The sequence below is a fragment of the Nocardioides oleivorans genome (genome assembly GCF_004137255.1).
Lineage (GTDB): Bacteria > Actinomycetota > Actinomycetes > Propionibacteriales > Nocardioidaceae > Nocardioides > Nocardioides oleivorans.
Genome location: NZ_SDWT01000001.1, coordinates 3150613 through 3167798, shown reverse-complemented (window position 1 = coordinate 3167798; position 17186 = coordinate 3150613). Strand labels below are relative to the sequence as shown.

Genomic DNA, 17186 nt, shown 5'->3' with positions numbered 1-17186 from the left:
CGTACGGTAGGCGTCCTCCGAAAATTCACCCCACCGTGGGTGGATCCGTGTCACCGGCGGCGCCCGTCAGGCCCGCTCGACGACCAGGCTCGCGGGCCGGACGGCGGCCGAGCCGAACCTCCGGGTGGCCAGGTCGACGGCGCGATCGGCCTCCGCCCATCCGTGCTCCGGCTCGCCGAGCACCAGCTGGCGGTGCACGGTCGAGCGCGGCACCAGCCCCTCGACGCGTACGCCGACCAGGCGCAGGCGCGCGCGCTGCAGGCCGAGCGCGTCGTAGAGGCGCGTCACGGCGCGGTGGATCTCGACGGTCACGTCGGTGGCCTCGGACATCGTGCGCGAGCGGGTGATGGTGGTGAAGTCGGCGAACCGCACCTTCAGGGTGATCGTGCGTCCGGCCACCCCGGCGGCGCGCATCCGGCCCGCCACCCGGGCGGAGAGCCGCAGCAGCTCGCGCACGATCACGTCGCGGTCGTCGGTGTCACGGGAGAAGGTCTCGTCCGCACCCATCGACCGCTCGGGCTCGTGGGGGCCGGCGGTCGGGGTGAGGTCGCCGCGGTCGGTGCCCCATGCCAGGTCGTGGAGGTGGCTCCCGAGATGGTGTCCGACGGCGCGCTGCAGGGTGCGCACGGGCGTGTGGGCGACGTCGCCCACGGTGACCAGGCCGAAACGCTGGAGGAGGGCCTGCGTCTTCTCCCCCACGCCGTAGAGCTCACCGACGTCGAGCGGGTGGAGGAAGGTCGTGACCTCCGAGGGCGGCACCACGATCACTCCGTCGGGCTTGGCGCGGCGACTCGCCAGCTTGGCCACCGACACGGTCGCCGCGACGCCGACCGAGCAGGTGATCCCCTGCTCGTCGTGGATGGCCGAGCGCAGCTGCTCGGCGATCACGACCGGTGCGCCGAGCCGCCGGACGGACCCCCGGACGTCGAGGAAGGCCTCGTCGAGCGAGACCGCCTGGACGATCGGCGTGACCTCGCGGAACGTCTCCATGACCGAGGCCGAGACGCTGGTGAACGTGTCGTAGTCGGGCGGCAGGACGACGACGTGCGGGCACAGGCGGCGTACGCGGGTCATCGGCAGCGCCGAGCGCACGCCGTAGCGCCGCGCGACGTAGTTGGCCGCCAGCACCACGCCCCGCCCGCTGCCGCCGACCACCACCGGCTGGTCGACCAGGTCGGGGCGCTCGCGCAGAGCGACGGAGGCGTAGAACGCGTCCATGTCGACGTGCAGGATCGGGGTGTCGGTCATGCCGCACCCCCGGCACCCGGGCCGGCGCCGGTCTCAGCGAGCGGCGATGACGTGCAGCTGCGCGGCGAGCGGGAGGTACTCCGGCCGGGTGGCCACGGCACGCTCGAGCTCGACCAGGGCCGCGGTCGCGCCGGGCTCGAGGTCGAGCAGGCTCCCGTGCACCAGGTCGGCGAAGACCCGGACCGCCTGGACCGCGGACGCCTGCAGGCCGGCCGCCTCGAGCAGGTCGACGAGCTGGTCGTGGGTGAACCGCTGACCGCCGCGGCTCGTGGCACCCGCGTCGACCTCGTCGTCGAGCAGCTCGCGGGCGGCCTGGAAGTGACCGGCCATGGCGCGCGCGATGACCGCGGCGTGACGCTGGGCCACGAGCAGGCTGAGGTGCCCGCCCGGGCGCAGCACCCCGGCGATCGCGGACAGGGCCGCCGCGGGATCGTCGACCATCTCGAGCACGCCGTGGCACAGGACCAGGTCGGCCTCGTCGACCAGGGTGGCGAGGTCGGACAGGTCGCCCTGCTGGCCGGTGACCTGGTCGGCGACGCCGCGCTCGCGGGCGCGCCGGTCGAGCGAGGCGAGGGCGTCGGGGCTGGGGTCGATGACCTGCACGGAGTGCCCCAGCTCGGCCAGCGGCACGGCGAAGCCTCCGGTGCCGCCGCCGATGTCGACGATGCGGGCGTGCTCGCTGCCGTCGGCCTCGAGGAGGCGGCGTACGCCGTCCCAGACCACGCCCGCGCGGACGGACTGGCGGCGGTCGCTGGCAGAGGGCTGGGCCATGCCGTCAACCCTAGTGGCTTCATCCCGGGCTCCCGGGGCTGCGGTGCCACAAGTGGCGCGCGACGTCCTTGGCGGCGTCGCCGGCGGGCCGGACGTCGGCGTAGGGCGAGAGCTGGAAGCCGCTGCTGTGGACGAGCACGCGCCGGTGGGCGGGTTCGGCCGCGGCCGGCACGCGGGGTCGCACCAGCTCGGCGCGCACCAGCGCGAGACCCTCCTCGCTCGAGCGGGCGCGCTGCCACAGCGCGTGGAGCGGTGGCAGCTCCCAGGCCCCGGTGGCCCGCACGGAGACGCCGCGGCGCCCGGTCCGGCGGAGCTCGCCGCGCACCAGCAGCAGCCACGACGAGAAGACGGTGACGGCGAACGGGCCCTGGGCGTCCTCGAAGAACGTCGCGTCGACCGGGCCGCTGCCGTCGTCGACGGTCAGGAACACCACGCGGCGACCCGACCGGATCGGTGGCGTCTGGGTGGCGACCTTGACGCCCGCCACCAGGAGCTCCGACCTGCTCCGTCGTTGCAGCAGGTCGCGGCTGCGGGTCACGCCCAGCGCGTCGAGGAACTCGTCGTAGGCGGCGATGGCGTGCTGGGTGACGTCGAGGCCGAGGATCTCGAGCTCGGCGCGCATCCGTTCGACGCTGGTCATCTCCGGCAGGCCGGTCGGGCGCTCCCCCGGCTCCCCCGGCTCGTCCCCGAGGCGGAGGGTCAGCTGGACCGACTCGGCCTCGACCACCGGGCGGCTCGCCTGCGACTGGGCGGCTGCGCGTGCCCACACGCCGCCGTCGGCGAGGGCGTGCCGCTCGGTCGTCTCCGCGCCCCCTCGCGTCGTGGCGTCGGAGCTGTTGCGCCGCGCCGCCTCCGCGGCCGCGACGGTGGAGGGCGACGGCGTACGACCGCGCGACAGGCCCCGGGCGCGTGAGGCGCGCTCGAGCGAGCGCGCGTGGAGGTCGAGCTCGGCGACCTGGAGCAGCAGGTCGCGGCGGGTCACCCGGCCCCGCCGCGTCACCGGGTGCTCGCCCGAGCCGATGCCGTAGACGCCGTCGAACCCGCCGGCCAGCACCAGCCGCTCGAGGATCGGCCGGGAGACGCGGGCGCGGTGGAAGAAGTCGGACAGGGAGACGTAGGGCGAGCCGGCGCGGGCCTCGACGACCCGCGCCACCTCGGCCGCGCTGATCCCCTTCACGTCGGTGAGCGAGAGCCGGATCGCGTGCCCCTCCTCCGACGCACCGCGCTCGACCGAGTAGTCCGACGAGCTGGCGTTGACGTCGAGGCCGAGCACGCCGACACCGAGCTGGCGCGCGTCGTCGAGGATCAGCCGCTTGGGGTACATCCCCGGGTCGTGGGTGAGCACGCCGGCCAGGAAGTGGGCCGGCCAGTGGGCCTTGAGCCAAGCCGACTGGTAGGTCGGGAGCGCGAACGCCGCGGCGTGGGCCTTGCAGAAGCCGAACGACGCGAACGCCTCCAGGACCGCCCAGAGCTGCGCGACGAGCGGCTCGTCGTAGCCCAGCGCGGCGGCGCGGGCGTAGAACCACGTCTTCGTGGTCGCCATCCCGGCCGTGGTGCCGAGCGCGCGCCGCACCTCGTCGGCCTCGTCGTAGGGGACGCCGGCGAACCGGGCGATGATCTCGATGACCTGCTCGTGGAACACCACCACTCCGCGGGTGCCCTCCAGGATCGGGCGGAGGTCGTCGTGGAGGTAGTGCGGCTCGGCCCACCCGTGCTTGGCCTCGAGGTAGGGCGTGACCATGTCGCTCTGGACCGGGCCGGGCCGGAACAGCGAGATGTCGGTGATGATGTCGTCGAAGCTCTCGATGCCGGACTTGCCGACGAGCTCGCGCTGCCCCGGCGACTCGATCTGGAAGACGCCGAGGGTCTTGGCGGAGCTGATCATGTCGTAGGTCGTGGTGTCGTCGAAGGGCACCTGCACCTCGTCGTCGAGGTCGATGTGGACGCCGTCGACGCGGGATATCTCGGCGACGGCGTGGGCCATCGCGGACTGCATCCGGATGCCCAGCACGTCGAGCTTGAGCAGCCCGAGGTCCTCGACGTCGTCCTTGTCGAACTGGCTCATCGGGAAGCCCGCCCACGAGGCCTCGACCGGCGTGCGGTCGAGAAGCGTGGCGTCGGACAGCAGGACCCCGCACGGGTGCATGGCGATGTGGCGGGGCAGCCCGTCGAGCCGCTCGACGAGCCCGAAGAAGTGGTCGAGGGCACCGTCGCCCAGTCCACTCACCCGCAGCTCCGGCAGGTCGCGCAGCGCCATCCGCGCGTCACGCGCCCGGATGTGCGGGAACGCCTTGGCGATCGCGTCGACCTCGCCCGGTGGCATGCCGAGCGCGGCCCCGACGTCGCGCACGGCGTGGCGCACGCGGTAGGTGTCCATCATCGAGACCGCGGCACACCGCTCGCCGCCGAAGCGGTCGAGGATCGCGCGGTAGACCTCCTCGCGCCGGGCCGACTCGACGTCGATGTCGATGTCGGGCAGCGAGACCCGCAGCGGGGACAGGAAGCGCTCCATCAGCAGGCCGTGGCGGATCGGGTCGACCCCGGAGATGCCGAGGAGGTAGTTGACGACGCTGCCGGCGCCGGACCCGCGGGCCGCCCGGCGGATGCCCCTCGCGGCGATGAGGTCGGTGACGTCGGCGACGGTGAGGAAGTACGACGCGTAGCCCAGCGCGGCGATGACCTCGAGCTCGTCGTCGATCCGCTTCCACACCACCTGCTTCGGGCCGGTGCCGTAGCGCCACCCGATCGCCGCCTCGCACCGCCGGCGCAGCGCGCCGTCGGCGGACGACGCCGTCGCGTCGGACAGCTCGAGCTCGGGGAGGTGCACCTCGCCGATGCCCAGGTCGGCACGCGGGTCCATCGCGCACCGGTCGGCCACCAACCGGGTGCGGGCGAGCAGGCGCCGGGCCTCCAGCTCGCTGTCACCGAGCCCGGCGAGGCGGCAGACCTCCTCGGCGACGTCGTGCATCTGCTTGCCGGACTTCAGGAAGCCCTCGGCGTTGCCGCGGACACCACCGGGGCCGACGTCGCGGAGGTTGGCCGACCCCAGCGGGACGAGTCGACGGGCGGCGTCGAGCACGTCGATGGTCGGCGCGTCGAGTCGGTCGGCGTAGCGCACGGCGTTGGTCAGCACGGTCGCGAGCCCGGCGCTCCGGGCGATGCCGGCCATCCGGGCCGCGTGGGGCGCGGTGCCCGGCCCCCACTCCCCCGGTCGGCCGCCGAGCCGGTGGGAGACCAGCTCGACGACGACGTTGTCGCGCGGCAGCAGGTCGAGCCACGGCGCGATCGTGGCGAGCCCGAGGTCGTCGCGCCTTCGGGTGGCGGCGAGGCCGAGCTCCGAGGAGGGCCCGAGCAGCACCAGGAGGTCCCCGCCGGCGAGCCACGGCCCGAGCACCTCGAGGGTCGCCACCGGACGACCGCGCTCACCGGACAGGTGGACCGCGGACACCATCCGGCACAGCGCCGCCCAGCCGGACCGGCCGCTGGCCAGGAAGGTCACCCGCGGGTGGCCGCCCTGCTCGAGGGAGGTGTCGCGCACCGCGCCGCCCCGTGCCGGCGTACGACGAGGGGCGGGGCGGCCTGCGTCGCGGGACGGACCGCCCAGCGCACCGGTCGGTGCCACCGCGAGGTCGACGCCGAGCACCGGACGCATCCCGGCACGCTGCGCCGCCCGGACGAACCTGACGGCGCCGTAGGTGCCGTCGCGGTCGGTGAGGGCGAGGGTGTCCATCCCGTGCTCGGCGGCCCGCTCGACCAGCACGTGCGGGTGCGAGGCGCCGTACTGGAGGGAGAAGCCGGAGGCGACGTGGAGGTGGACGAAGGGGTCCGACACCTCGACCGCGCTCAGGCGACGCTGGCGTGCGGCACCAGGCCGAGCGCCTGCTCGATCACCGCCAGGAACCGGTCGGCGTCGCGCACGAGGTCGTCGGCCTCGCGCTCGGTCACCGCACGCGTCGACCCCGCCTCGGCCGCCGCGCGCTTGGCGGCGCCGGCGGCGAAGAAGCTGGCCCACTCGGAGAGCTCGGGTGCGACCTCGGCCAGCAGGACCCAGGCGTTCTTCTGGCGCCGGGCCCGCGGCGCGGGGCGCGCCTTCGCCGCGAGGAGCGCGGCCGCGGCGCACAGCGCGGCCACGTGGGCGCAGGCGTAACGGGTGGGCACGTCGCGCGCCGTGATCGCGTCTCGCAGCGAGGTCGCCGAGCGCTCGAGGTAGGAGTGGGCGGTGGCCGGCAGCATGTGCGGGCCGGGGGTGGGTCCGGGGAAGGGAGCGGTGTGGTCCATCGGTCCGCCCTCAGTCCTGGCAGCCGACGAGCTGCCAGCGCCCGTCGGTCCAGTCGAAGGACAGGTCGAAGACGCCGTAGGTCTCGCGCTCGTCGGCCGGGATCCCGCGACCGGCCTCGACCCGCCAGAGCTCGCGCTCGGTGACCAGCTCTGCCAGCGGGCCGTCCTCGGCGCGGCTGCCGGCGCCCTGCCACCACGGACCGGTCTCGATCCAGTGGGCCACCACCGCACGGACCTTCCACAACCGGCCTCGCCACAGGAACTGCTCGGGGTCCTCCGCCTCACCCCGTCGCACCTCGACCGGGTCGTCGTACTGCCTCATCGCGCCTCCTCAGCACATCCGTCGACCCCGGGGCCGACCCGGGCGGAGGTGGGGGTCGAGGTCACCGCCACCCGGGTCGCATCGAACATCTGTTCGAACACCGAGAACGGTACTACCCGGCACCGACAACCCGTCAAGGGCGACGGGCCGGACAGATCCGGACAGAGCCAGTCACAGCCGGACGGAGCCGGCGTGGGCTCAGACGTCGCGGAGGAAGACCGTGGTCTCGCGCCGCCAGAGGAGGAACGAGAGCACCAGGCCCTCGGCGATGACGAGCGCGGAGAGCACCACGAAGATCGCCGGCAGGTGCGACTTGAGGGCGACGGCGCCGACGAGGACGCCGACGCCGGCCGTCGCGGTGAGCACGATCCGCGCCCAGCCGTGGCCGCCGAGGAGGAACGACCCGAGCACCATCGCGAGCAGGGTGAAGCCGACGAAGGCCACGACCGCCAGTGCCACGAAGCCGGGCACGATCGGGCTGTCGCGCAGCTGGTCGATGCCGCCCTGGGCGAGGATCTCCTGGGCGGACGGGTTGCCGCGCGCCCAGCCGAGGATCACGTCGTCGCGCAGGAGCCAGATCAGGACGGTGATCACCGCGGCGGTGGCGACGATCAGCATCAGCACCCGCACGCTGTTGACCACGGATCGGGGCAGGTCGCGCGCCATCGTGGAAACTCCTGTGCTCGTCGAAGTGGTGCTCGTCGAAGTGGTGCCGGTCGTCGCTAGGCTCGCATCATGTCGACCGAGCACGCATCGATCACCTCATTTAGGGGTGAGCTCACCCGGCGCGGCGGCACCGGTGACGTGGTCATCCTGCCGGACAGCGCCCACACTGCGGCACTCGCCGCGGCGGCACTCGGGTGCGAGGTCGGCGCGATCGCCAACAGCCTGCTCTTCGACAGCGACGGCGAGCCGGTCCTGATCCTCACCTCGGGCGCCCACCGGGTGGACACGAAGGCGGTAGCCGAGCGCATCGGCGTGGCCCGGCTCACCCGCGCCGACCCCGACTTCGTGCGCCGCCACACCGGCCAGGTGATCGGCGGCGTCTCCCCCCTCGACCACCCCGCGCCGGTCCGCACGTGGATCGATCCGTGGCTGCGGCAGCACCCGGTCGTGTGGGCGGCCGCCGGCCACCCGGCGGCCGTGTTCTCGTCGACCTACGACGAGCTGGTGGCGATGACGGGCGCCGAGGAAGTCCAGGTCGACTGAGGTGGGACAGACGTGGACGCGCTCGCACTGACCTTCTCCAGCGGGTGGGCGAGCGGCATCAACTCCTACCTCGTGGTCCTGGTGCTGGGCATCGCGGACCGGGTCGGCTCCTTCGACGAGATCCCCGACGTGCTGGCCCGGTGGGACGTGCTCGCGGCGGCCGGGTTCCTCTACGCGATGGAGTTCATCGCCGACAAGATCCCCTACATCGACTCGACGTGGGACGCGGTCTCCACCGCGATCCGCCCGACCGCCGGTGCGGTGATCGGCGTGCTGCTCGCGGGCGACGCCTCCTCGCTCGACCAGGCCGTCCTCGGCGTCGTCGGTGGCGGCACGGCCCTGCTCAGCCACCTCGCGAAGGCCGGCGGCCGGCTCGCGCTCAACTCCTCCCCCGAGCCGGTGACCAACGTCGTCGCGAGCATCACCGAGGACGCCGCGGTGCTCGGGGTCGTGTGGTTCTCGCTCCAGCACCCGCAGGCGGCGGCCGCCATCGCAGGCGTGCTGCTCCTCGTGGGACTGGTGGTGCTGTTCCTCGTCGGGCGCCTGGTCCGTCGGGGCTGGCGGCGGTGGAGGCAGAAGCAGCCTCTCCGCCAGGCTGCCTGAGCGGGCTCTAGGGTTCCCCCGTGGCTCGTGTCGTGGTGGTCGGTGGCGGCTTCGGCGGCATGGCCGCTGCCGCGCGGCTGGCCAAGCTCGGCCACGACGTGACCCTGCTCGAGCGCTCCCCGCACCTCGGCGGTGCCCTCAGCAGCGTCGAGCAGGACGGCTTCACCTGGGACGCCGGCCCCACCAGCACGCTGCTGCCCGCCGTCGTCCGCGACCTGTTCCGCAAGTCCGGTCGTCCGCTCGAGCGCGAGCTCGAACTCCAGCCGCTCGAGCTGGTGCGCGAGCACCGGTTCGCCGACGACACGGTGCTGCGGCTCCCCGGGGGCTCCCGCGCCGCCCAGCTCGCGGCCGTCGACGAGCTCGGGCCGGGCCTCGGCGAGCAGTGGGTCGAGCACGTGGCGTCGTACGGCGACACGTGGGAGCTGCTGCGCCGGGAGTGGTTCGAGCGGCCCTACGACGCCGACGTCGCGCCCCGCGAGCTGACCGCCCTGCTCGACCGGCGCGAGTCGCTGCACAAGCGGCTGCGCCGCACGTTCCGCGACGAGCGGCTGCGCCTGGTCGCCGGCCACCGGCTCGTGATGGACGGCCACACCCTCCGCGACGTGCCGGTCCTCGCGGGGGTCGACGTCTACCTCGAGCAGCGCTTCGGGGCGTGGACCGTCCCGGGCGGGCTCGCGGCGCTCGGCTCCGCGATGGCCGCCCGCCTGGCCCAGCGCGGGGTCACCGTCCAGACCGGCACGACCGCGACCGACCTCGTGGTCCGCGAGGGTCGCGTCACGGCCGTCGAGGTGGCCGGCGGGAGCCTCGACGCCGACCTCGTGGTCGTCGCGATCGACCCGCGTGCCCTCCCGGCGCTGGCGTCGTACGTCAGCCGCACGATGCCCGCCTTCCCGCCCGTCGTGACCCACCTCGGGCTCGAGGGCGACGTGCCCGACCTGCCGCACGAGGTGGTCGTGCACGGCGAGCCCCTGATGGTCGTCCGCACCGGCGGCCGGGCGCCCGAGGGCGGGGCCGCGTGGACGGTGCTCACCCGCGGACGGATCTACGAGGACGTGCTCGTCGCGCTCACCCGGCGCGGCATCGACGTCCGCGCCCAGGTCGTGACCCGCGTCGACCGGACCCCGCGCGACCTGGTCGAGGCTTGGGGCGGCTCGCCCCACGGGATGCTGTGGCAGGGTCCCCGGTCGGCCCGCACCCGCCTCGGCCCGCGTACGCCGATCCCGGGCGTGCTCACCGCCGGCGCCCACGCGACCACCGGCTCGGGGCTGCCCTTCGCCGGGCTCAGCGCCGCCCTCGTCGCCGAGATCGTCGGCCGCGCGCACTAGCGCCGGGTTCGTCGGCCGCGCGCTGTAACGCCGGGTTCGTTGCTGTACCCACCCCCGTGCAGAGGGGTGGGTACACGCACCAACACGGCGTTACAGGCCGGTCGGGAGGTCAGTGCAGCAGCTCGAAGACGACCGTGACGGTCACGCTGACCGTCGTCTCGCCCGGTGCGAGCCCACGGGCGGAGTCGGCCGCCATCGCCAGCTTCGGCATCGGCGACGGGCCGTTGCCGGCACCGCCCTCGACGATCGTCTGCACCGGGCCGAGGCCGGCGGCGCCGGCCATCCGGGCGAGCTGGGCCGCACGCTCGCGCGCGTCCTGGAAGGCGGCCTCGCGGGCCTTGCCCTCCGCGCCGTGGTCCTCGGTGACCTCGAGCCCGACGCTGTCGACGGCGAGGCCGTCGCCGACCTCGGCCGCCAGCTCGCTGAGCAGCGCCCCGGCGCTCGCCAGGTCGGCACAGCCGACGGCGTAGGAGTGGCGCGCCTCGTAGCCCTCCTGCCGACCCTCGCGGTCGTGCGTGGGCCAGACCGTGATGCCGGTCGAGGCGACCCGGCGCTCCTCGGTGTGGCGCTGGGCGACCTCGACGACGGCGCCCGCCGCCGCGGACATCGCCTCGTAGGCCTCGGCCACGCCGGCGCCGCGGGCGACGGCGGCGAGCCGGACGACCGCGCTGTCGGGCGCGACCAGGCTGGTGCCGATCCCGGTGACGGTGACGGAGTTCATGCCCTCACCGTAGCCGCGGTGCCCGGCGACCGGATCAGGCGGAGATGCGCAGGTTCGCGAAGATCTCGCGGGTCGCCTTCGACCGGTTCAGCGTGTAGAAGTGCAGCCCCGGCGCCCCTGCGTCGAGGAGCTGCGCGCACTGCTCGGTGGCGATCGCGATGCCCTCGGCGCGCAGGGCCGGCGGGTCGTCGGCGAGCGGCTGGAGCCGCGCCACGGTCTCGGCCGGCAGGTCACGCCCCGAGAACTCGACCATCCGCTCCATCGAGCGCAGGTTCAGGATCGGCATGATCCCCGGGATGATCGGCAGGTCGGCGCCGACGGCGTCGGCCCGCTCCACGAGCCCGACGTAGTCGGAGGCGCGCAGCACCATGTCGGTGACCGCGAACTCGGCGCCGGCGTCCTGCTTGGCCTTCAGCACCTTGGCGTCCTGCTCGAGGTCGACGGCGTCGACGTGGCCCTCGGGGAAGGCCGCGACGCCGACCCGCATGCCGTGGCGCTCCCGGACCAGCGCGACCAGCTCGTTGGCGTACGTCAGCCCGCCCTCGGTCGACGTCCAGGGCGAGCCGGGGCCGTCGGGCGGGTCGCCGCGCAGTGCCATCACGTGGTGCACGCCGGCCTCGCCGAGCTCGTCGAGGACCGCGTCGAGCTCGTCGGTCGTGTGCCCGACGCAGGTCAGGTGGGCGACCGGGAGCAGGTCGGTCTCGCGGGCGATCCGCGCGGTGATCGCCACGGTGCGGTCGCGCGTCGTTCCGCCGGCGCCGTAGGTCACCGACACGAACGTCGGCCCGAACGGTTCGAGCTCGGTGATGGCCTGCCAGAGCTGCTGCTCGCCCGCCTCGTCCTTCGGCGGGAAGAACTCGAAGGAGAAGGACCGGCCGCCCTGCGCGAGGAGCTCGCGCATGCTCAGGTCCCGTGGGTGCGTCATGCGCAACAGCCTACGGAGGAGTGCGCCGTCCTCCGCAATCCGTCCACTGGCTAGGCTCCCACCGTGACGAGGACCGTGACGAGCTGGGACCCCGCCCCCTTCCGCGACCAGGTCCAGCAGGTCCTCGACGCGTTCCTCGACGAGCGCGAGGCCGAGCTGGCACCGCTCGGGCCCGACGCCGGCCGCCTGGTCGCCGAGGCGCGTACGGCGATGCGCGGCGGCAAGCGGTTCCGCGCGGCGTTCTGCCACTGGGGCTACCGCGCGGTCCGGCCCGCGGTCGCCGACGAGGCAGCACTGGCCCGCGCCTGCGCATCGCTGGAGGTGCTGCACGCGAGCGCACTCGTCCACGACGACTACATGGACGCCTCCGACACCCGCCGCGGTCGCCCCGCGACCCACCGCGCATTCGAGGCCGAGCACCGCGCGTCGGGCTGGCGCGGGGACCCCGAGCAGTACGGCGCCGCCGCGGCGATCCTGCTCGGCGACCTGCTGCTCGGCTGGGCCGGCGACCTGCTCCGTCACAGCGGATTCGACGCCGAGGCGACCGCTCCCGGCCTCACGCTCTTCGAGCTGTGCCGCACCGAGGTCATCGCCGGGCAGTTCCTCGACGTGTCGGTCCAGGCCCGCGGCCGCGCCGACGTCGACACCGCGATGACGGTCCTGCGCTACAAGTCCGCGAAGTACTCCATCGAGCGGCCGATCCACGTCGGCGCCGCGCTCGCCGGCGCCGACGCGGCCCACCTCGACCAGCTCTCGCGCTTCGGCCTTCCCCTGGGCGAGGCGTTCCAGCTGCGCGACGACGTGCTCGGCGTCTTCGGCGACCCGGCCGAGACCGGCAAGCCGGCCGGCGACGACCTGGTCGAGGGCAAGCGCACCGTCCTGGTCGCCCTCGCTCTCGACGCCGCCCCGCGCGCCGCCGCGGAGCGCCTCGACGCCGCCCTCGGTACGCCGCTCGCACCCGCCGACGTCGACGTCCTGCGCGGCATCATCGAGGACTCCGGTGCCCGCGCGCAGGTCGAGGAGGTCATCGGCCACCTGACCGACCGGGCCGTCGACGCCCTCGGCTCCGCCGACGTCGACCCGCACGCCCGCGAGGTGCTCACCGAGCTGGCCGCCGCGGCGACCCAACGCACGGTGTAGAGGGGCTCGCTCCCGCGTCGTCGTCGCCGCTAGTCGAGGCTGGTGATCCCCGGGAGGCCGGGGCCGTCGCCGCGCAGGAGCACCGAGAACGGCGCACCGCGGTCGGTGTGGGAGCGGGCACCGAGCACGCTCAGCGCGACGCTGAAGGCACGCTCGTCGGCGCGCGCGAGGGTGGCCCAGCCGTCCCACAGCAGGACCGCTCCGGCACGGCCGGTGCCGACGTCGTACAGGCAGTCGGCCAGGGCGTCGAAGTTCTGCCCGTAGTGCGCGGGGAAGGCGAGCGCCTCCCCGACCGCGGCGAGGAAGGCCGCCCTGGTGTCGGCGCCGGTCCAGCCGTCGACGTGCCCGTATGCCCAGCCGGCGTGCTCGACCGCATGGCGCACGTCGTCCGCCTCGAGCGCGCTGTGCCAGAGGTAGGTGCCGGGCGGCTCGTGCCCGGCGAGCAGGCCCGCGAGGCCGCTCACGGGTAGCCCGCGATGCGCGCGAACGACGCGTAGTGGTCCGCGGTCCAGTAGAGCTCGCCGTCGCCGCCCTCGACGATGCGCCGCGCACCGCGGTCGTCGGAGCCGGGCGTGGGGACGGTGTACTCGCGGTAGTAGCCGCGCGAGGCGTCCGGGAGGATGCCCTCGCGGTTCTCGAACGTGATCCCGTCGCGGTCCTCGGGGAACGGACCGCCGTCCTCGATCAGCGCGATCGTCTCCGCCACCTGGGCGGGCAGGTCGTCGACCCGCACGACCGGCAGTCCGCTGTCGGGGTCGACCGATCCGGTGGTCTCGGGCGGGGAGGTCTCGGGGAAGGTCGTCGTGTCGTCCGTCGAGACCGCGGAGGGCACGGTCGGCGACGACGTGGGGCCGCCACCGCTGGCGCCCGGGTCGTCCTGCCCGGCGGGGGTGAGGAACCAGATGACGAGCAGCACGGCGGAGGCGAGCAGCACCAGCCACCGGTAGCGCTGGCGTCCCGCCGAGGCCGCCATCAGTACTCCAGGACCTGGGCGCGCCGCTTGACCTCGCTCCCGCGGTTCTCGCGGAGCGCGTCGATCGGCCGGCCGGGGAGGTCGTCGTCGGTGAAGAGCCAGGCGATGCACTCGCGGTCGTCGAAGCGGTGGTCGTGCAGCAGGGTCAGCAGCCCGGGCAGGCCCTTGACGACCAGGCCGTCCTGGATGAAGTCGGCCGGCACGCGCGGACCGGCGCCGGGCTCCGACACCGCGGCGGCCAGCTCGTGGTCGCGGATCATGGTGCGGACCTTGCCCGGCGTCACGCCCAGCAGCTCGGACACCTGGCTCCAGTCGAGCCACTCGGGGACGAGGGCGGCGAGGTCACGGTCGGCGAGGGGGGTGTTGCTCATGGCGGAATTCTGGCACGCCGCCACGCCGGGCGCGCACGCGTGAGCGCGGCCCCGCGTGCGACTTCCGTAGAGTGGTGGCGCCGGATCCTTCCCCTTTCTCCGTCGTCCGGCGCTGGAGGTCGAGCAGTGGAGCCACCCGAGCACGCCCGCGCGCAGGCGCCCGGCTCCGGCGACCCCTTGGTCGGACGGCTCCTCGACCGCCGCTACCGCATCGGCCCCCGCATCGCGCGCGGCGGCATGGCGAGTGTCTACGAGGCCACCGACACCCGGCTCGACCGGACCGTCGCCGTCAAGGTGATGCACCCCGGGCTCGGCGACGACCAGGAGTTCGCGGCCCGGTTCGTCCGCGAGGCGCGCGCGGCGGCCAGGCTGAACCACCCGCACGTCGTCGGCGTCTACGACCAGGGCGACGACACCTCGGCCGGCCAGGACACCGTCTTCCTTGTCATGGAGTACGTCCCCGGCCACACGCTGCGCGACGTGATCCGCAAGGAGTCGCCGATGTCGCCGACCCGGGCGCTCGTCCTGCTCGAGCCGGTCGTGTCCGCGCTCGCCGCCGCCCACCGGGCGGGCCTGATCCACCGCGACGTGAAGCCGGAGAACGTGCTCATCGCCGACGAGGCGCACGGCGGGCGGGTCAAGGTCGCCGACTTCGGCCTGGCCAAGGCGGTCAGCGCCGACACGCAGCACACGGCCACCGGCGGCGTGCTGATCGGCACCGTCTCCTACCTCGCGCCCGAGCTCGTCGTCGACGGCCGGTCCGACGCCCGCGCCGACGTCTACGCCAGCGGCGTCGTGCTCTACGAGCTGCTGACCGGCCGGAAGCCGCACGAGGGCGAGTCGCCGATCCAGGTCGCCTACCGCCACGTGCACCACGACGTGCCCCTCCCCTCGCTGCTCCAGCCCGGCATCCCCGACTACGTCGACGCCCTCGTCGCGCGCGCGACGTCGCGCGACCGCGACCAGCGGCCGGCCGACGCCACCGTGCTGCTCCACCACCTGCACCGCGTCGAGCAGGCCCTGCGCGAGGGGCTGGGCTCCGACCCCGAGCTCGCCGCGGACCTGCGCCCGCGACCGGTGCCCGAGACCCGCTCGGAGTACGACGACCCCGGCAACGACACCACGCCCGAGCCCTTCGACGCGAGCGCGCTGGCGCTGCTCACCGAGGTCGACCCGCGCGACTCGGGCCTCGTCGACGACGGCAGCCCCGACCGCACGACCGCGCTCGAGCGGCACCCGGTCCACCCGTCGGCCCCGGCGCCGGTGGAGCCCGTCGGCGGCCCGGTCACCGAGCCGATGCGGACGACGCCTGCGGACGGGCCGCGCGCGGAGGCACCCACCTCCGCCGTGCCGGTGGCGCCCGCCCCGGGACGTACCCCCGGCACCTCCCCTGCGAAGTCCCCCAGCAAGGTCGCGCCCGTGGCCACGACGGCGCGCCGCCGCTCGGTCAGGGGTCCGCTCGTCCTGCTGCTCACCGTGCTGCTCCTGGCCGGCGTGGCGGGCGGTGCCTACTGGTTCGGCTGGGCGCGCTACACGACGACGCCGGGCGTGCTGACCCTGGACGAGGCGGCGGCCACCTCGAAGCTCGAGGACGCCGGCCTCGACGTCGCGATCGGCGACCCCGCCTACTCCGAGAACGTCGACCCCGGCCTGGTCATCTCGACCGACCCGGGTCCCGGTGGCAAGGTGCTCAGCGGCGGCACGGTCACCCTCGTGCTGTCCCTCGGGCCGGAGCGCTACGACGTGCCCGACCTCGCGGGCCGCACCGAGGACCAGGCCCAGGACGCGCTCGCCGCGACCAACCTCGCCTTCGGCAAGAGCGTCGGCCGGTGGAGCGAGACCGTGCCCGAGGGGCAGGTCATCCGCACCTCGCCGAAGACCGGCACCACGCTCAAGCCCGGTGCCCTCGTCGACCTCGTGCTGAGCCGCGGGCGCAAGCCGCTCACGATCAAGGACTGGACCGGCAAGTCGTACGACGCCGCGAAGGCCGCGCTCGAGGGCCGCAAGCTCCAGGTGACGGTCACCGACGAGCAGTACAGCGACACCGTCGCGGAGGGCGACGTCATCTCCCAGGACCCCGCCACCGGCACCCTCTACAAGGGCGACACCGTCTCGTTCGTCGTCTCGCTCGGCCCGGAGCTGGTCGAGGTGCCGCGGGTGCGCGCGATGGGCGTCGAGGCCGCGACCGAGCTGCTCGAGGGCCTCGGCTTCGTGGTCGAGACGGAGCAGGCCGACAACTATCTCGGCCTCGGCTTCGTGTTCAGCTCCGACCCCTCGCAGGGCGACGAGGTGCCCAAGGGCTCGACGATCACGCTGTTCCTCATCTGACGCCGTAGCGTTCCTCCGTGACACCCGAGCAGACCCGACGTACGACCCTGCTCGCGGCCCTGGCGCTCCTCGCGCTGGCGGCCTGCTGGGGCAGCACGTTCTTCCTGATCAAGGACATGCTGGACCGGGTCCCGACGCTCGACTTCCTCGCCGTCCGGTTCGCCATCGCCTCGCTCGCGCTGCTGGTCGTCGCACCGAGGGCGATCGGGCGCCTGTCCCCCGCCGTCCGCCGCCACGCGGCCGTCCTCGGCCTGCTCTACGGCGTCGCGCAGATCCTCCAGACCGCCGGCCTCGCGCACACGCCGGCCAGCATCAGCGGCTTCGTGACCGGGCTGTACGTCGTCTGCACGCCGCTGCTGGCCGCGATGATCCTGCGCACCGCGATCCCGCCGGTCACGTGGGCGGCCGTGGCGCTCGCGACGGTCGGCCTCGGGGTCCTCGCGCTCAACGGCCTCAGCATCGGCTACGGCGAGCTGATCACGCTGGCCTCGGCGGTGCTCTACGCCCTCCACATCGTGGGTCTCGGCGCCTGGTCGAGCGCGCAGGACGCGATCGGCATGACGACGCTGCAGGTGATCGTCATCGCGGTGGTCTGCACGACGGCCACCGCGCCCGACGGGATCGTGCTCCCCGACCGGACCTCCGACTGGGTGTCGGTGCTCTACATGGCCGTGATCGTCGGTGCGCTGGGCCTGCTCGGCCAGACCTGGGCCCAGGCCCACCTGCCACCGACGCGCAGCGCGATCATCATGAGCATGGAGCCGGTCTTCGCCTCGTTCTTCGCGGTCTGGCTGGGCGGTGAGAACCTCACCGCGCGGCTGCTGGTCGGCGGCGCGATGGTGCTCGTCGCCATGCTCACCGTCGAGCTCGCACCGCGCCGCGTGGTCGAGGGCGAGGTCCCGCACATCGCCGTCTGAGGCCCCGCCCGGCGGACTCCTCGTGCCGGGACGTCCACGCGTCGTCGGCGACGCC

17 protein-coding genes and 1 pseudogene are annotated in these 17186 nt (G+C 74.2%); 7 read left to right on the top strand and 11 right to left on the bottom strand.

Going from position 1 to position 17186, the window contains the following annotated elements; translation table 11 throughout:
* Positions 1-66 precede the first annotated feature (66 nt).
* The 6 genes from dinB to EUA93_RS15135 form a co-directional block, all read right to left on the bottom strand.
* Positions 67-1248 carry a DNA polymerase IV gene (gene dinB / locus EUA93_RS15160; RefSeq protein ID WP_129400890.1) on the bottom strand — a complete coding sequence of 394 codons (1182 nt, stop codon included), beginning with the start codon at positions 1246-1248 and terminating at the stop codon, positions 67-69.
* Between the two features lie 33 nt (positions 1249-1281).
* On the bottom strand, positions 1282-2019 hold the full coding sequence (locus EUA93_RS15155) for a methyltransferase domain-containing protein (protein WP_129400889.1): 738 nt from the start codon (positions 2017-2019) through the stop codon (positions 1282-1284).
* A gap of 19 nt (positions 2020-2038) precedes the next feature.
* The gene (locus EUA93_RS15150; RefSeq protein WP_129400888.1) at positions 2039-5851 is read right to left on the bottom strand and encodes a DNA polymerase III subunit alpha; all 3813 of its coding nucleotides are present in this window, start codon (positions 5849-5851) and stop codon (positions 2039-2041) included.
* Between the two features lie 11 nt (positions 5852-5862).
* A complete protein-coding gene (locus tag EUA93_RS15145; RefSeq protein ID WP_129400887.1) occupies positions 5863-6297 on the bottom strand; it encodes an SAV_6107 family HEPN domain-containing protein in 435 nt (144 codons plus the stop codon).
* A 10-nt stretch (positions 6298-6307) separates the two neighbouring features.
* Positions 6308-6619 carry a DUF6504 family protein gene (locus EUA93_RS15140; protein ID WP_129400886.1) on the bottom strand — a complete coding sequence of 104 codons (312 nt, stop codon included), beginning with the start codon at positions 6617-6619 and terminating at the stop codon, positions 6308-6310.
* Between the two features lie 198 nt (positions 6620-6817).
* A complete protein-coding gene (locus EUA93_RS15135) occupies positions 6818-7285 on the bottom strand; it encodes a hypothetical protein (protein ID WP_129400885.1) in 468 nt (155 codons plus the stop codon).
* Between the two features lie 69 nt (positions 7286-7354).
* Between EUA93_RS15135 and EUA93_RS15130 the strand changes: the two genes are divergently transcribed.
* The 3 genes from EUA93_RS15130 to EUA93_RS15120 are packed head-to-tail and all read left to right on the top strand — an operon-like array spanning position 7355 to position 9756.
* The gene (locus tag EUA93_RS15130) at positions 7355-7828 is read left to right on the top strand and encodes a YbaK/EbsC family protein (protein ID WP_129400884.1); all 474 of its coding nucleotides are present in this window, start codon (positions 7355-7357) and stop codon (positions 7826-7828) included.
* A 12-nt stretch (positions 7829-7840) separates the two neighbouring features.
* Positions 7841-8431 carry a DUF4126 domain-containing protein gene (locus tag EUA93_RS15125; protein ID WP_129400883.1) on the top strand — a complete coding sequence of 197 codons (591 nt, stop codon included), beginning with the start codon at positions 7841-7843 and terminating at the stop codon, positions 8429-8431.
* A gap of 20 nt (positions 8432-8451) precedes the next feature.
* On the top strand, positions 8452-9756 hold the full coding sequence (locus EUA93_RS15120) for a phytoene desaturase family protein (protein ID WP_129400882.1): 1305 nt from the start codon (positions 8452-8454) through the stop codon (positions 9754-9756).
* 109 nt (positions 9757-9865) lie between these two features.
* On the opposite strand, the gene EUA93_RS15115 is transcribed toward EUA93_RS15120, so the two are convergent.
* Together EUA93_RS15115 and metF are read right to left on the bottom strand one after the other, a co-directional pair.
* Positions 9866-10477 carry an SIMPL domain-containing protein gene (locus tag EUA93_RS15115; RefSeq protein ID WP_129400881.1) on the bottom strand — a complete coding sequence of 204 codons (612 nt, stop codon included), beginning with the start codon at positions 10475-10477 and terminating at the stop codon, positions 9866-9868.
* A 34-nt stretch (positions 10478-10511) separates the two neighbouring features.
* Positions 10512-11402, bottom strand: a complete 891-nt coding sequence (gene metF / locus EUA93_RS15110) for a methylenetetrahydrofolate reductase [NAD(P)H] (protein WP_207208697.1) — start codon at positions 11400-11402, stop codon at positions 10512-10514.
* Between the two features lie 63 nt (positions 11403-11465).
* Here metF and EUA93_RS15105 point away from each other — a divergent pair, with 63 nt between their 5' ends.
* The gene (locus tag EUA93_RS15105; RefSeq protein ID WP_242497392.1) at positions 11466-12542 is read left to right on the top strand and encodes a polyprenyl synthetase family protein; all 1077 of its coding nucleotides are present in this window, start codon (positions 11466-11468) and stop codon (positions 12540-12542) included.
* Between the two features lie 29 nt (positions 12543-12571).
* Here the strand turns inward: EUA93_RS15105 and EUA93_RS15100 are convergent, their stop codons facing one another.
* From EUA93_RS15100 to EUA93_RS15090, 3 genes are read right to left on the bottom strand one after another with little or no spacing between them, the layout of a single operon-like run.
* The gene (locus EUA93_RS15100; protein WP_165355171.1) at positions 12572-13006 is read right to left on the bottom strand and encodes a barstar family protein; all 435 of its coding nucleotides are present in this window, start codon (positions 13004-13006) and stop codon (positions 12572-12574) included.
* On the bottom strand, positions 13003-13515 hold the full coding sequence (locus tag EUA93_RS15095; RefSeq protein ID WP_129400880.1) for a guanyl-specific ribonuclease: 513 nt from the start codon (positions 13513-13515) through the stop codon (positions 13003-13005). Before EUA93_RS15095 ends, EUA93_RS15100 begins: the two co-directional genes overlap by 4 nt.
* Positions 13515-13886, bottom strand: a complete 372-nt coding sequence (locus tag EUA93_RS15090; protein ID WP_129400879.1) for an Rv2175c family DNA-binding protein — start codon at positions 13884-13886, stop codon at positions 13515-13517. Before EUA93_RS15090 ends, EUA93_RS15095 begins: the two co-directional genes overlap by 1 nt.
* Before the next feature lie 126 nt (positions 13887-14012).
* Here EUA93_RS15090 and EUA93_RS22330 point away from each other — a divergent pair.
* The 3 genes and pseudogenes from EUA93_RS22330 to EUA93_RS15080 form a co-directional block, all read left to right on the top strand.
* Positions 14013-14969, top strand: a pseudogene (locus EUA93_RS22330) (protein kinase domain-containing protein); the annotation flags it as partial.
* A gap of 213 nt (positions 14970-15182) precedes the next feature.
* Entirely contained in the window at positions 15183-16214 is a 1032-nt protein-coding gene (locus EUA93_RS22325; RefSeq protein ID WP_420819079.1) for a PASTA domain-containing protein, read from the top strand.
* A gap of 17 nt (positions 16215-16231) precedes the next feature.
* On the top strand, positions 16232-17131 hold the full coding sequence (locus EUA93_RS15080) for a DMT family transporter (protein WP_242497391.1): 900 nt from the start codon (positions 16232-16234) through the stop codon (positions 17129-17131).
* Positions 17132-17186: the final 55 nt, after the last annotated feature.

Excerpts from the sequence above, each read along its gene's own strand:
- EUA93_RS15145 (WP_129400887.1), bottom strand. The coding sequence starts at position 6,297 with ATGGACCACACCGCTCCCTTCCCCGGACCCACCCCCGGCCCGCACATG.
- EUA93_RS15115 (WP_129400881.1), bottom strand. The coding sequence starts at position 10,477 with ATGAACTCCGTCACCGTCACCGGGATCGGCACCAGCCTGGTCGCGCCC.
- EUA93_RS15130 (WP_129400884.1), top strand. The coding sequence starts at position 7,355 with ATGTCGACCGAGCACGCATCGATCACCTCATTTAGGGGTGAGCTCACC.
- metF (WP_207208697.1), bottom strand. The coding sequence starts at position 11,402 with ATGACGCACCCACGGGACCTGAGCATGCGCGAGCTCCTCGCGCAGGGC.
- EUA93_RS22325 (WP_420819079.1), top strand. The coding sequence starts at position 15,183 with ATGCGGACGACGCCTGCGGACGGGCCGCGCGCGGAGGCACCCACCTCC.
- EUA93_RS15095 (WP_129400880.1), bottom strand. The coding sequence starts at position 13,515 with ATGGCGGCCTCGGCGGGACGCCAGCGCTACCGGTGGCTGGTGCTGCTC.
- EUA93_RS15155 (WP_129400889.1), bottom strand. The coding sequence starts at position 2,019 with ATGGCCCAGCCCTCTGCCAGCGACCGCCGCCAGTCCGTCCGCGCGGGC.
- EUA93_RS15140 (WP_129400886.1), bottom strand. The coding sequence starts at position 6,619 with ATGAGGCAGTACGACGACCCGGTCGAGGTGCGACGGGGTGAGGCGGAG.
- EUA93_RS15135 (WP_129400885.1), bottom strand. The coding sequence starts at position 7,285 with ATGGCGCGCGACCTGCCCCGATCCGTGGTCAACAGCGTGCGGGTGCTG.
- EUA93_RS15090 (WP_129400879.1), bottom strand. The coding sequence starts at position 13,886 with ATGAGCAACACCCCCCTCGCCGACCGTGACCTCGCCGCCCTCGTCCCC.
- dinB (WP_129400890.1), bottom strand. The coding sequence starts at position 1,248 with ATGACCGACACCCCGATCCTGCACGTCGACATGGACGCGTTCTACGCC.